Origin of the sequence: Nonomuraea diastatica (genome assembly GCF_004349015.1) — a bacterium.
Lineage (GTDB): Bacteria > Actinomycetota > Actinomycetes > Streptosporangiales > Streptosporangiaceae > Nonomuraea > Nonomuraea diastatica.
The window spans coordinates 1-13370 of record NZ_SMKP01000246.1 but is presented as its reverse complement, the minus strand read 5'-3'; the positions used below and the strand labels follow the sequence as shown (position 1 = coordinate 13370).

At 73.2% G+C, this 13370-nt stretch carries 12 protein-coding genes; all 12 read left to right on the top strand.

The window, feature by feature from the left end; translation table 11 throughout:
- Positions 1-600, top strand: a 600-nt coding sequence (locus tag E1294_RS47175; RefSeq protein WP_132518545.1) for a VWA domain-containing protein, incomplete at its 5' end; no start/stop codon positions are given.
- Positions 597-1484 carry an amidohydrolase family protein gene (locus E1294_RS47170; RefSeq protein WP_132518543.1) on the top strand — a complete coding sequence of 296 codons (888 nt, stop codon included), beginning with the start codon at positions 597-599 and terminating at the stop codon, positions 1482-1484. The genes E1294_RS47175 and E1294_RS47170, both read left to right, overlap by 4 nt.
- Before the next feature lie 108 nt (positions 1485-1592).
- Entirely contained in the window at positions 1593-3020 is a 1428-nt protein-coding gene (locus E1294_RS47165) for an MFS transporter (protein ID WP_132518541.1), read from the top strand.
- Entirely contained in the window at positions 3017-3847 is an 831-nt protein-coding gene (locus E1294_RS47160) for a carbohydrate deacetylase (RefSeq protein WP_132518539.1), read from the top strand. The genes E1294_RS47165 and E1294_RS47160 overlap by 4 nt, the downstream gene beginning before the upstream one ends.
- A gap of 131 nt (positions 3848-3978) precedes the next feature.
- Positions 3979-4446, top strand: a complete 468-nt coding sequence (locus tag E1294_RS47155) for a MarR family winged helix-turn-helix transcriptional regulator (RefSeq protein WP_132518537.1) — start codon at positions 3979-3981, stop codon at positions 4444-4446.
- Positions 4447-4681: 235 nt separating this feature from the next.
- A complete protein-coding gene (locus E1294_RS47150; RefSeq protein WP_165977882.1) occupies positions 4682-5398 on the top strand; it encodes a VOC family protein in 717 nt (238 codons plus the stop codon).
- A 36-nt stretch (positions 5399-5434) separates the two neighbouring features.
- Positions 5435-6739, top strand: a complete 1305-nt coding sequence (locus tag E1294_RS47145) for an MFS transporter (RefSeq protein ID WP_132518533.1) — start codon at positions 5435-5437, stop codon at positions 6737-6739.
- A 39-nt stretch (positions 6740-6778) separates the two neighbouring features.
- Positions 6779-7822 (top strand): FAD-dependent monooxygenase, encoded by a 1044-nt coding sequence (locus E1294_RS47140; RefSeq protein ID WP_132518531.1) that lies wholly within the window; start codon positions 6779-6781, stop codon positions 7820-7822.
- 86 nt (positions 7823-7908) lie between these two features.
- Complete coding sequence (locus tag E1294_RS47135; RefSeq protein ID WP_132518529.1) at positions 7909-8586, top strand: hypothetical protein; 678 nt, start codon at positions 7909-7911, stop codon at positions 8584-8586.
- A 148-nt stretch (positions 8587-8734) separates the two neighbouring features.
- Complete coding sequence (locus E1294_RS47130) at positions 8735-9400, top strand: ATP-binding cassette domain-containing protein (protein ID WP_220448346.1); 666 nt, start codon at positions 8735-8737, stop codon at positions 9398-9400.
- Between the two features lie 67 nt (positions 9401-9467).
- Positions 9468-10346 (top strand): ABC transporter ATP-binding protein, encoded by an 879-nt coding sequence (locus E1294_RS47125; protein WP_132518525.1) that lies wholly within the window; start codon positions 9468-9470, stop codon positions 10344-10346.
- The gene (locus tag E1294_RS47120) at positions 10343-13327 is read left to right on the top strand and encodes an FtsX-like permease family protein (RefSeq protein WP_132518523.1); all 2985 of its coding nucleotides are present in this window, start codon (positions 10343-10345) and stop codon (positions 13325-13327) included. Before E1294_RS47125 ends, E1294_RS47120 begins: the two co-directional genes overlap by 4 nt.
- The last annotated feature ends 43 nt before the right edge of the window (positions 13328-13370 follow it).

Sequence of the window (13370 nt, the reverse complement as noted above, 5' to 3'; positions counted from 1 at the left end):
CCCCGCCCCCGCCGCCTGCTGATCCTGGTCGACGTCTCCGGCTCGCTGCGGCAGCACACTCCGGACCTCCTGCGGGTGGCGCACACCGCGCTGCGCGCCGCGCCGGCCCGCACCGAGGTGTTCACCTTCGGCACCCGGCTCACCCGGATCACCGCCGCGCTGGCGCACCCGCACGCCGACCAGGCGCTGACGTCGGTGTCGGCGCTGGTCACGGACGCCGACGGAGGCACGGCCATCGGCGCGTCGCTGGAACGTTTCCTGGCCAACCCGCGCTTCGCCGCGCTCGCCCGCGGCGCGCTCGTGATCGTCCTGTCCGACGGGCTCGAACGCGGCGACCCCGCCCCCATGGTGCGCGCCACGGCCCGGATGTCGCGGCTCGGCCACCGGCTGGTCTGGTGGTCCCCGCTGGCCTGCTCGCCTGCCTACCGCCCCGCCACGCGCGCCATGTCCGCCCAGCTCCCGAGCCTGGATCACCTCGGCGGCGTCCGCGACCTGGCCACCGCGCTGGAGGAGGTGCGCCGCCTGCCCGCCGTCCTGTCCGGCCGCCGCCGCACCGCGGCACGCCACTGGCCCACGACCCCTTCGGGAGCACCGCGATGACCGGGATCGTCGACTCGCATCACCACATCTGGCGCGCCGCCGACCTGCCCTGGCTGCAAGGAAAGATGGTCCCGCGCATCTTCGGTCCCTACGAGCCGATCCGCCGCGACTATCTCGTCTCCGAGTACGTCGCGGAGGCGACCCCCTGCGGCATCTCCTCGGCGGTCTACGTCCAGGCCAACTGGCCGCTCGACCGCTCCGTGGACGAGGTGCGCTGGCTGCGGGACGTCCACGCCGAGACCGGCTGGCCCACTGCCGTGGTGGGCTGCGCCGACCTCTTCGACGACCACGCCCCCGACGTCCTGCGCCGCCAGTCCGCCCTCACCCCGCTCGTCCGCGGCACCCGGCTGCAACTGCACTGGCACGAGCGGCCCGAGTTCCGTTTCGCCGCCGCCCCCGACCGCATGAGGGATCCCGTCTTCCGGCGCAACCTCGCCGTGGTCGCCGACCTCGGCTGGTTGTTCGAGCTCCAGGTGTTCCCGGCCCAGATGGCCGACGCCGCTGAGCTGGTGGCCGGCTTCCCGCAGATGACGTTCGTGCTGGTCCACGCCGGGATGCCGGTGGACTCGGCCCCGCCCGCCGTCGAGGAGTGGACGCGGGGCATGAGGCTCCTGGCCGAACTCCCCAACGTCGTGGTGAAGCTCACCGGCCAGGGCACCTTCGTGCACCGCGTGGACCGGCCGCTCATCGGGCGGGTGGCGACCACGTGCCTGGACCTGTTCGGCTCCAGCCGCTGCATGTGGGGCAGCAACTTCCCCGTCGAAAAGCTCTGGACCGACCTGCCCACCCTGCTGTCCACCTGGCAGGACGTGCTCGCCGGGCGGTCCGCCGGGGAGATCCGCGACGTCTTCGCGGCGACGGCCACCCGCGTCTACGGTCTCTGACCGGCGCCTCCCCGGGGGCATCGCGAGCGCCAGGATCCGCCGCCGGGCGGACCATTGACATTCTGGGCCGGTTGTCTGCATCGTCGGCTCAGCAAGGAAGGTGATCGTGTGTCCCAGCCCGGTGAGGGCACCTCCCAGGGGCGGACTCCCGCGTGGCGCTACGCCATCGGGATGTTCGGCACGTCCATCCCGATCAACATGATCAAGGGATCGACGATCCTCTTCTACGTCGACATCCTCGGGCTCGACGTTCGCGCGTACGGCGTGGTCATGGTGTTGTACGCGGTCATCGACGCGCTCGACAACCCGCTGCTCGGCCACCTCTCCGACCGCACCAGGACCCGGTTCGGCAGGCGCCGGCCCTGGTTGCTCGCCGGCGCGCCGATGCTCGCCGCCTGCATGATCGCGTTCTTCTCCGCGCCGGACTCCCTGCGGGGCATCGGCCTCGTGCTCTGGTTCGCGGTGTTCGCGATCCTGTGTGAGGCTTTCGACTCGATGCTCAACGCGAACTACGGCGCGCTGCTCCCCGAGCTCTACCCGAAGGAGCGCGACCGCGCCGTGGCCAACAGCCTGCGCCAGGGTTTCCAGCTCGTGGCGCTGGTGATCTCGCTCGCGGTCACCCCGCTGCTCACGACGAGCGTGTTCGGCACCGAGGAGTCCACCCAGGGCTTCCAGATCACCGCCGTCATCTACGGCGCGATCGCGCTCGTCGTGATCGTGTTCATGGCGTTCGGCGCCCGCGAGCGTCCCCGCTACTCCACGCGCGAGCGGCCGCGGCTGCTGCCCAGCGTGTGGTCGATCGTGCGCAACCCGATGTTCTGGACGGTCGGGCTCACCGGCGCCTGCTACGGGATGGCCATGGCGCTGGTGCTCTCGGGCATCCAGCTGTACGTCCGCTACTCGCTCGGGCTCCCGGTCGGCAACGCGCTCTACCTGCAGGGCATCGTCATCCTCATCTCGGCGGGCGGCCTCGTCGTGTGGACGCGCGTCGTCGCGCGTCGCGGCGCCCTGTGGGCCTGGCGGCTGGCCTTCGCGGTCCTCGCGGCCGGCTTCGCCGCCCTGTTCTTCGCCAGCGGCCTCGTCACCGCGATCGCCGCGGGCGTGCTCGTGGGCGCCGGCTGGTCGGGCATGCTCGCGACGAACGACCTCATCGTCGCGCGCGTGCTGGACGCCGACGCGGCACGCAACGGGGAGCACCGCGAAGGGCTCTTCCTGTCCGCGTTCGGCTTCTTCGGCCGGCTCAACGGGATCGTGACCGGGCTCGCGCTCACCTCTCTGGGCGTGTTCTTCGGCTACAACTCGGGCGACGATCCCGGCGCCGACCCGGGGCTCGCGTTCCGTATGTACCTGTGCGTGTACCCGTTCGTGCTGACGGCGATCGGCGCGGTCGCGGCGCGACTCGTCTCCGTCCCGGTCGAGACGCCGCCCGAGGCGGCCGAGCCGGTCGAGCCGCCGCCTCCCGATCCCATGAACGGCCCCATGAACCAGCCCGTGAACGAGCCCGCGGACGAACCGGCCGCGGAGCGTCCCCGATGACCCGCCGCGTCGTGATCACGGCCGACGACCTCGGCAGGGAGCCGGGCACGACGGAGGTCATCGTCGCGCTGCTGGCCGAGGGACACATCACCGCGACGACGCTCATCTGCGTCTCGCCGGCCGCCGAGCAGGCCGCGGACCGGGTCCGGGAGCTCGGAGTCGTGCCGCGGCTGCACGTGACGCTCACGAGCGAGCGCGGGATCCCGCGCTGGCGGCCGCTCAACGGCGCGGCCAGCCTGGTGGATCCTGACGGGACGTTCCATGACGATCCGTTCGCCCTCGGAACCCGTGGCGAGGCGCGTGACGTCATGGGGGAGGCGGACGCGCAGCTGCACTGGATGCGCGGGCGGCTCCTGGCACCCGAGGCGGCCGACTCCCACGCCGGCACCCTCTACGGCCTGCACGGCCGGTCGTGGCTCGCCGAGGCGCTCGACTGGTGTGCGCGGCACGGCCTCGCCTTCCGGCTGCCGCGCGACCCTGAGCCGTACTTCGGCGGGCCGCTTCCGCCGCAGCTCGCGGCGGCGCACGAGCGCGCGGTCGCCCTCGCCGACACGCTCGGCGTGCCCATCCCGCAGACGATCGCGACCAACCGGCGCACGGCACACGAGCTCGGCGCCTACGAGCGGCTCCGCGACGACTACCTCCGCCGGCTCGCCGCACTCCCCGAGGGCACGAGCGAGTTGTTCCTGCACCCGTCGCGCGAGGACGCGGTCACGGGACCGGACGGCGTCGTACGCGCCTGGGAGGCGCGGCTGCTGCGTGACCCGGCCTGGCACGACGCCCTCGAAAGGGAGGGTGTGGAACTCGCAGGAGGCTGGTGGCCCTGACCGGTGGGCCGGTCGCCGGTGGCCGAGGGCCCGCGGGCGCCGAGATCGTTGGACAACGCGGCGCCACCTCCGTGATACTTGGTGCTCAAGCAGCCACAACACATTCGCCGGCACATCAGAAGGACCACTCGATGCCAACGGACGGCCCGACCGTCGATCAGGGCGTGCGAGAGATGATCCTGCTGATGCCGCGGCTCATCGCGCGTGCCAAGCGCATTCCGGTTCCCGAGCACCTGCAGGACTTCGCGCTCACGCCGCGCCACCTGTCGCTGCTGGCTCTCCTGCTGCACGACGGTCCGGCCACGGTCAAGACGCTGGCGGGGAAACTCGAGGTCGCCTCGACGACGGTCAGCCTGATGGTCGGCGACCTGAGCCGGAAGGGGATCCTCGCCCGGTGTGAGGACGAGCGCGACCGGCGGCGGACCATCGTCAGCATCACCGACGAACACCGCGAGGCGATCGAGGGCTGGCTGGCCGCGGGAGCGGACGCGTGGCGGACCGCGCTGGAGCCCCTGGCCCCGTCGGAGCGGCAGCTGGTGATCGACGCGCTGCTCACGTATGAGCGCGAGACGATGAGGCGCACCCGCCAGCCCGACTGACCGGCGCCCGCCGCGCTCGGCCCTGGCCTCCGCGGCTCGTGATCCAGGGGCTGGCGTGCCCTTTCGACCGGAGTGCCCCGGACCTGCGCTTTTGCCGCCCGGGCGATGACGACCGTCGTGGAGCCCTCCTGGCGGCCCGGGAAACCTCGTAGGCGCGTTGACAGCGAACCATGCCCACATTAGGTTTGCTTACAAAACTGATTTGCTTTCGAGTCGATTCCCCTGGAGGAGCCACGTGCCTGTCTACGATCTCGACCACGTCACCCTCGGCGTACGCCACCTCTACGAGAGCGCGGAGCGGCTGCGTCGAGAAACCGGGCTGCGCAGCCACGAGGGAGGATGGCTGCGGGTCATGCCCACCGCTCACCGGGTCATACCGCTCCCCGGCGACGCGTTCGTCAACGTCGAGTCGGTCATCGACCACCACGCCGAGCTCCCCCCGGGGGTCGACGCGTTCCGCACGTGGTTCGAGGAGACCACCCGGCAGGCCGATCGCTGGATGACGTGGAACCTGCGCGCCCGCAGCCACGCCGATCTCGAAGACGTGGCACGCCGTCTCGGTGGGGAGGTCGTGACGTCACCGGGCGCCCAGCGCCCGGACGGATCGTCCGCGACGACGGTCATGGCGCCCGGCGACGCCGGGCTGACCTGGGCGCGCGGGCTCCCGAACTGGTACTACCACGAGGACATGAGCCGGCACCCGGGGCGCAGCACGCCGATGACGCACGAGCGTCCCCTGCTCGCGGTCGCCTGGCTCGAGATCGGCAATGACCCCGCAGAGGTCGAGGAGCACATCGGCAAGGAGACCTTCGAAACGTTGCCCCTGCGGTTCGTCCCGGGCGGCCCCGGCCTGCACGGCGTGGGCCTGAGCACCAGGGACGGGGAAGAGATCGCCATCCGTGCCGCCTCAGGAGCGGCCGGTCTCGCCGAGCTCGCCGCCAGGGCCGGCTGACCCTTGGCCGACGGGACCCCGGGAAGGTGATGCCGAATGGCCTGGATACGCACGTTCTGGTCGGGGTTGCCGGCCGAAGGGCGGTGGCTGCTCGCGATCATCGCCGTGCAGACACTCGGGCGCGGCCTCACCCTCCCCTTCACGATCATCTACCTGCGCGAGGTCCGCGGGTTCGACCTCGGCGTCGCCGGCGCGCTGATGTCGCTGGTCGCGATCGCGGGATTCGCCGTCACCGCACCGAGCGGGGCGCTGGTGGATCGGTTCGGCACCCGCAGCGTCCTGATCGGCGGGCAGAGCGCCATGGTGATCGGCAGCGGGCTGCTCGCGTTCGCGACCGGCCCCTGGACCGCGGCGGTGGCGCTCATCCTGATAGGCCTCAACTTCGGAGCGGCGCTCCCGGCGTTCAACACGTTGATCGCGGCCGTCGTCGAGGGAGACGTGCGGCAACGTTTCTTCGGCGTCCACTTCGCGCTCATGAACGTCGGCATCGGTGTGGGAGGCGTCGTCGGCGGGTTGTTCGTCGACGTGGACGTCCCCGCCACGTTCACCACGGTGTACCTCGCCGAGGCGGCGGCGGCCCTCGTGCCGATGGTGGTGCTGCTGGGGCCGCTCAGGCACGTGCGCGGGCCCGCCGGGCGAGACCTGGGAGCACGTCCCGCGGCGCTCGGCTACCGTGCCATCCTGAGGCAGCCGCCGGTGCGCTGGCTCGCCGCTCTCACCTTCACCGGGGTTCTCGTGGGGTACGGCCAGTTCCAGGCCGGCGTCCCCAGTTTCGCGCGAGAGGTCGCCGGCGTCTCCACCAGCGCCATCGGCGTCGCCTACGCGGTCAACACCGCGATGATCGTCGCCCTGCAGCTCCCGGTCCTCTCGCGGATCAGCGGCCGCCGGCGAACCCGCGTGATGATCGTGATGGCGGGCTCGTGGGCCGGGGCGTGGCTGCTGCTGGGGGCCGCGGGGTCCGGGCTCGGCGCCGCGGTCGCGACCGCCGGGCTGCTGGCCTTCATGGCGGTGTTCGCCTTCGGCGAGACCCTGCTTCAGCCGACGGTTCCTGCGGTCACCAACGACCTGGCGACCGACGACGCCCGCGGCCGGTACAACGCGATCAACGCGGCGGCGTTCAACGGCGGGGCGATCGCCGCGCCGGCGGTCGCCGGCCTGCTCCTGGGCCTCGACCTGGCCGCCGCGTATGTCGGCCTGATGATCGTGGGGTGCCTGGCGCTCTGTGCCATGGCGCTCGCCCTGGAGAGGAGGATCCCGCCGGCGGCCAACGGGGTGTCACGCCCGGGCGGCCCCGTGGTGCCCCAGGCCGAGGAAGAGCAGAGCAGGACCACCGGCGCGTGAGCGGGTGGCCGACCTTAGGACTACATCTGTGATGATCGAATGAAACGAGCTGTCATCGTCGGCGCCGGAGTCGGCGGGCTGACGACCGCGATCGCCCTGCGCGCGATCGGCTGGAAGGTCTCCATCTACGAGCGGTGGCCCGAGGTCGTCGCCGAAGGGACCGCGCTCGGCATCCAGCCGGGCGTGCAGGCCGGGCTGGCGAGCCTGGGGCTGGGAGAGGACCTGCACGAGCGCACCGTCCCCTACCGGCAGGCCCAGATCCGCAGGCCGGACGGCAGGCGCCTCGCCGACCTGCCCCTGGAACGCATCGAACGGCGCGCGGGAACACCGGTCCGCATGTTGTCACGAGCCTCGCTGATCGAGATGTTGCTGCGGCAGGTGGACCCCGCGACGATCAGCACCGGCGTGGAGATCACCGACCCCTCCGCCCTGCGGGTCTGCCACGACCTGGTGATCGGCGCCGACGGGGTGCGCAGCGCCGTACGCCAGGCGTTCTTCGGCGGCGTGACCCGGCCGCGCTACGCGGGCATCGTCGCGTGGCGCGGCGTGATCAAGGGGTACGAACCCCGGCACTACGGCGAGACCTGGGGCCACGGGCAGATGTTCGGGATGACGCCGCAGGCCCCGGGGGTGACCAACTGGTACGCGGCCGTACGGACCCCTGAAGGGAACGACGAGAGCCTCGACGACCTGCGCGCCCGCTTCGCGAACTGGCACGATCCCATTCCCCGCGTGCTGGCGGAGGCCGGCGACGGGGCCGTGCTGCGGCACGAGGTCTACGAACTGGCGCCGCCGCCGGCCTCGTACGTGACGGGAAACGTGGCGCTGATCGGCGACGCGGCCCACGCGATGGCGCCGGCCCTGGGACAGGGGGCCTGCCAGGCGCTGCTCGACGCGATCGAACTCGCCGACCGGCTGCACGCGTCCGCGGGCGACGTGGCGCAGGCGCTGCGTTCCTACGACGCCCGGAGGCGCCCCGCCGCCCAGCGCATCGTCACCGCGTCGCGCTGGATGACCCGCCTGGCCGTCGCCGGCCGCCTGACGGGAGCGCGCGACATCCTGATGCGCCTGCTGCCCGCCTGACCGGGCGGGCCGTGGACGCTGGGTTAAACCATCGTGGATCCTGCGCCATCGACGCCCGCCGTACGGGTGCGTAAAGATCGCTAGCCATGTTCATCACCCATGACCCCGCGGTCCTGCGACGGGCGCTGGCAGGCGTTCTGAGCATGGCCGCCGCCCTCACGGTCTCCGGCTGCGGCGCTCTCCAGCCTTCGGCCGAGAACCGGGCACAGGTGCAGGCCCCGGCGCGCGAGTCGTCGGCGCCTGCCGAGACCGAGGAGAGTGAGCCGGCCCAGAAACAGACCGCGGAGCAGGAGACCACGGAGCAGGACACCGGGCAGACGAGCGCGGAGACCACCGCGGCGGGCGCGCGGCTCAAGTTCGGCGAGCGCGCGGTGGTCCCGTTCCGGAAGGGCACGATCGGCGTCACCGTGACCGCCGTGGAGAAGGGCGACCCGGCCGACCTCGTCCGCGAACGCGGCCGGCAGGCCAGGGGCATCACGCCCTATTACATCCGCTTCACCGTCGAGAACGTGGACGGCACCGACCACTCCTACTCGTCGGGCCCCAGCCTGTCGCTGGTGACCGCGGACGGCAACGGCACCGGCGCGATCGTCACCGGCAGCATGCCGGGCTGCGAGCGCGAGAGCGCGCCCAGGGACTTCTCCACGACCGGAGCGACCTTCACGTCCTGCAGGCTGGGCGCCGCCAGGACCGGCATCGCGATCACCGGCGCCAAGTTCGACGATGACGACTACCGCGACAAGCCCGTCGTCTGGCGCCGCTGAGCGGGCTCTAAGAGGTTTCCGGCTCGCCGGCCGATCACGCTGACAGCACGGTTCGGCCCGTGCCGGCCGGATGACGTGGCCGACTCGCAACCCGGTCGCATCCTCCCCGCCGTTGACGTGGATCACCGGCCGGGAGGATGATCCGCGAGTGGTGCCTGGACCGACGCTCGCCTGCCGCGCACTCAGCTGCCGGGCGGGCGGGCGCACGATCGTCGAAGACCTCACGCTGGAGCTGGACGGAGCCGAGCGCGTGGCGCTCATGGGCCCGTCGGGGTCCGGCAAGACCACGTTGCTGACCACGCTGGCCGGGCTGCTCCCGCCCGCCGCGGGCCGGGTCCTGGTGGGCGGCGTGCCCCTCGACGAGCAGCCGGAGCTGAGGGCCGGGCTGGCGCTGGTGTTCCAGTCGTACGGGCTGCTCAGCCTGCTCACCGCGGCGGAGAACGTCGAGGTGGCGCTCAGGGCGGCGGGGCGGGCGCCGCGCGAGGCGGTACGTCTGGCCTCGGAGGCGCTTGAGCGGCTGCGGGTGGCGAAGTTCGCCGGCCACCTGGTCGAGGAGCTGTCCGGCGGGCAGCAGCAGCGCGTCGCGGTGGCCAGGGCGCTGGCGTTGCGGCCCCAGGTGCTGCTGGCCGACGAGCCGACGGCCGAGCAGGACGAGACGCACCGGGCGCTCGTGCTGGACGAGCTGCTCGCGGCGACGGACGACGGCACCACGCTGGTGATCGCCACGCACGACCCCGAGGTGGCCGAGCGTTGCGACCGGGTGGTCGACCTGCGCACCCGCGCCCACCGCCGGCAGTCCAGGAGCACCCTGTGAGCGCGGCGGGCACCCATGAGCCGTGCCCGTCCAAGAGCTGCGGCCGCAGCATCCGGGGGAGCCGCGCATGAGCGTCGTCAGATGTGACGGGATCGTGCAGATCTACAAGGCCCAGGACGTCGAGGTCGTCGCGCTGCGCGACGTGGACCTGACGATCGAGGCGGGCGAGACGGTCGCCCTGCTCGGCCCCTCGGGCGCGGGCAAGTCGACGCTGCTGTGGTTGCTGGCCGGGCTGCTGCGCCCGAGCGCGGGCCGCCTGTGGATGGACGGCACCGACCTGGGACGGCTCGACCAGCGCAGGCTCGACCGGCTGCGGGCCGCGCACATCGGCATGATGCTGCAGAACCCGGCACGCAACCTCATCGGCTACCTCTCCGCCGCCCAGAACATCTCCTTCGCCCAGCGCGCCGTCAGACGTGACCGCCGCAGCGCCAGCCCCAGTGCCAGCCCCAGCGCCGGCGCCGGCCGGCCTGCCGGCCCTCCCGCCCGCCGCTCTGCCCGCGACCTGCTGGCCCGGGTCGGCCTGGCGGACGCGGGCGACCGGCAGGCCGGGCGGATGTCCGGCGGCGAGCAGCAGCGCCTCGCCCTGGCCGTGGCGCTGGCCAACGCGCCCAAGCTGCTGCTGGCCGACGAGCCCACCAGCCAGCTCGACGAGGAGTCGGGCACGCGGGTGATCGAGCTCATCAAGGACGTCGCCGCGGCCGACGGCACCACCGCGGTCGTGGTCACGCACGACACCGCGGTGAGCGAGGCGCTGAGCCGTACGGTGACGATCAGGGACGGCCGGGTCGGCGCGGAGGGCAGGCGCGGCGAGGACTTCGTGGTCGTCGGCCGGGAGGGCGCCGTTCAGGTGCCGCCCGAATACCATCACCTGCTGCCGCCCGGTTCCATGGCGCGGATCGAGGAGCTCGACGACGGCATCGCGCTCAGAAGGGCGGAGCCGTGATCCTGCGCGGCCTCTGGGAACGCCGTACGCTCTCGCTGGTCGTCCTGCTGATCGCGATCGTGCCGATCGCGTCGGCGGCCGTGGGGCCGATCTACTCGGCGGCCGCCCGCACGACGATCGCCAGGGACGCGGTGAAGGCGGCGCCGCTGGAGGGGCGCGGCTGGCGGTACACGACCACCCAGGGCGGCATCGAGGCCAAGGTGGCGGCGTTCACCGCGGGCGCGGACTTCACCGGCCCGCCGGTGCTCGGGATGGAGGCGAGCAGCGGCCGGCCGGGTGACCGGCGCGCGTTCTCGCTGGTCTGGCAGGACGGGCAGTGCGAACACCTGCCGCTGGTCAAGGGCAGCTGCCCGGACGCGGCCAAGGAGGTGATGGCCAGTCAGGCGTCGGGGTTCAAGGTGGGGGAGAAGATCAGGTTGTCGGCCGTGGTGGACGTCGAGTACACCCCTACCGGGCGGAAACCGGCGTCGCTCACCGTGGTCGGGATCTACCGGCCGGGGCCGGCCGGCGACCCGTTCTGGTTCGGCAGGACGTTGTTCTCCCCTTCCGGGGAACCGAGCCAGGACAAGGCTGACGCGCTGTTCACCGTGCCGGAGACCCGGCTGGAGACGTACAACGTCTCCGGCGGGCAGGAGGACGAGGGCGCCTGGACCGACTACGCCATCGTCTCCATCGTCCCGGACCGGCTGGAGGGGACCGACCTCGCGAAACTCGCCGCGATGCAGGCCACCGCCGAGTCCGCGGGCCGGAGCTCGGGGGACATCGTGTTCTCCCGGGTGGCCGACACGGTCAGGACCGTGACCGCGGGCACCGGCGCGCTGGGCGTGCCGACGCTGCTGGTGATCGCGCAGGTGGTGGCTCTCGGCTGGATGTTGCTCTTCCAGACCGTGGGCGACCTGGTCAGGGCGCGCGGCGCGGAGATCGCGCTGGCCCGGCTGCGCGGGCACGGGCGGGCGCGGGTGTGGTTGTTCGCGCTGGCCGAGCCGCTGCTGCTGCTCGCCGCCGCCGTGCCGCTCGGGCTGCTGCCCGGACATGCCGCCGCGGGCGTGATGATCGGCGCGTTGCTGCCCGCGGGCATCCCGGTGGCCTTCCCGCCGGAAGCAGCGCTGGCCGGCGTCGCGGCGATGCTGGGCGGCGTGCTCGCGGCGGCGATGGCAGCCTGGCGTACGGCGACGCGGCCGGTCACCGAGGAGTGGCGGCGCACGCCCCGCCGTACGGCCCGCGGCTGGGTGCTGGACGCCGTGGTCCTCGCGGTCACCGCGGTGGGCCTGGTCGAGCTGCTGGCCACCGGCCTGATCACGGACGTGTCGGGACGCAGCTCGGGCGCGCTGGCGGTGCCCGGGCTGGTCGCGCTGGGCGTGGCGCTGCTGGCCGCCCGGGCGTTGCCGGTGCTGACCAGGCGGCTGTTCGGGGTCACCAGGCGGCGCGGCGGGCTCGGGCCGTTCCTCGCGCTGCGGCAGGTGGCCAGAGGGCCGGTGGCCGCGGGCAGCGTGATCGTGCTGGGAGCGGCGTTCGGGCTGGCCACGTTCGCGGTGTCGGCGTGGAGCGCCACGTCGGGCGACTACGCGGAGACAGCGCGCTTCCACAACGGCGCGGCCACCGCGATCACGGTCCGGCCGGTCGAGCCGAGCAAGCTGATCGCCGCCGTGGCCGCCGCCGACCCCGGCGGCAAAACCGCCGCGCCGGTGATCAAGGTGCCGGGTCCGCCGCAGCTGATCGCCTCGGACCCGCTGCGGCTGGCCGCCGTGGGCGCGGCCTGGCGACCCGATCTGGCGGCCGGCACGTCCTTGGCCCAGGCCGCCGCCAAACTGCCGGCCCCGGCCGAGCCGCGGGTGTGGGTGCGCGGCGACAGGTTCCGTGCCGAGGTGGCGCACGACCGGCCGCCCAAGGGCTGGACGATGAAGCTGTTCGTCACGTTCCGGGTGCCCGGGCAGCTGCGGCCCGCGCAGCTCCCGCTCGGCGACCTCGCAGGACGCTCCGGCGTGCACGAATGGAACCTGCCGCCGGCCTGCCGGCAGGCTCGGTGCGAGCTGCGCGCCTTCCGCGGGCAGCCGGTCCCGCCCGAGCAGTTCGAGGAGCCCGCGTTCGTACGGGTGACCGTCACCGGGATGGCGGTACGCGAGCAGGGCCGCTGGCGTTCCCTGGCCATGCCGCGCTGGCAGGCCAACCTGGGCCAGCGGGACGGCACGTTCGCGATCACCATGGTCGACAACCAGACGCTGCGCCCCGCCACGTACGACCCGCTGCCCCCGGCGGTCGCGGTCGGGCCCATCGGCACCCGCGTGCTGCCGGGGCTCGACAACGCCTACGCCGGCCCGGTGCGCACCGTCCTCGCGTCCGCCGCCGCGCCCGGCCTGACCGACGTGGGCGTCCTGATGAACCTGGAGCAGGCCGACCGGATGGCGTACGGGGTGCACGAGAAGGCCGCGTACGAGGTGTGGACCGGCCTGACCGACACGGCGGCGCTGGAGCGGGATCTGGAGCGGCAGGGGTTGTCGGTGGTGTCGCGGCGACACGTGGCCGACCTGACCGCGTCGTTCGCCGGGCAGGGGCCGGGGCTGGCGCTGTTGTTGTTGCTGGCGTCCGCGCTGGCGGCGGCGGTGCTGGCGCTCGGGCGCACCGTGCTCGCGCTCTACACGTCGGCCAGGAGGCGCGGGTACGAGCTGGCCGCGCTGGAGGCGTCGGGCGCCAAGGTGGCGGCGCTGCGGGTGGCGCTCCTGCTGGAGCAGGTGATCACGATCGCGGCGGGCACCCTGGCCGGGCTGCTGGCGGGACTGGTGGCGGCGCGGGTGGCGCTCGGCAGGATCCCGCAGTTCACCTCGCCGCCCGTCACGCCGCCGCTGCCGCACGAGGTGGCGGTGGTGCCCGTCGCCCTTGTCGCCGGCGCCGCCCTCCTGATCAGCCTGCTGGCCGCGGTGGTCGTGTCGGAGCTGCTGCTGCGCGGCATCCGCGTGGAGCGCCTGCGCGACGCCCCCGCCTGACCGGTGCCTGACCGGTGCCTGTCCGGCCCCGCCTGTCCGGCCC

Bases quoted from the DNA above. Each gene is read 5' to 3' on its own strand.
- E1294_RS47170 (WP_132518543.1), top strand. From the start codon at position 597: ATGACCGGGATCGTCGACTCGCATCACCACATCTGGCGCGCCGCCGAC.
- E1294_RS47160 (WP_132518539.1), top strand. From the start codon at position 3,017: ATGACCCGCCGCGTCGTGATCACGGCCGACGACCTCGGCAGGGAGCCG.
- E1294_RS47155 (WP_132518537.1), top strand. From the start codon at position 3,979: ATGCCAACGGACGGCCCGACCGTCGATCAGGGCGTGCGAGAGATGATC.
- E1294_RS47145 (WP_132518533.1), top strand. From the start codon at position 5,435: ATGGCCTGGATACGCACGTTCTGGTCGGGGTTGCCGGCCGAAGGGCGG.
- E1294_RS47140 (WP_132518531.1), top strand. From the start codon at position 6,779: ATGAAACGAGCTGTCATCGTCGGCGCCGGAGTCGGCGGGCTGACGACC.
- E1294_RS47135 (WP_132518529.1), top strand. From the start codon at position 7,909: ATGTTCATCACCCATGACCCCGCGGTCCTGCGACGGGCGCTGGCAGGC.
- E1294_RS47125 (WP_132518525.1), top strand. From the start codon at position 9,468: ATGAGCGTCGTCAGATGTGACGGGATCGTGCAGATCTACAAGGCCCAG.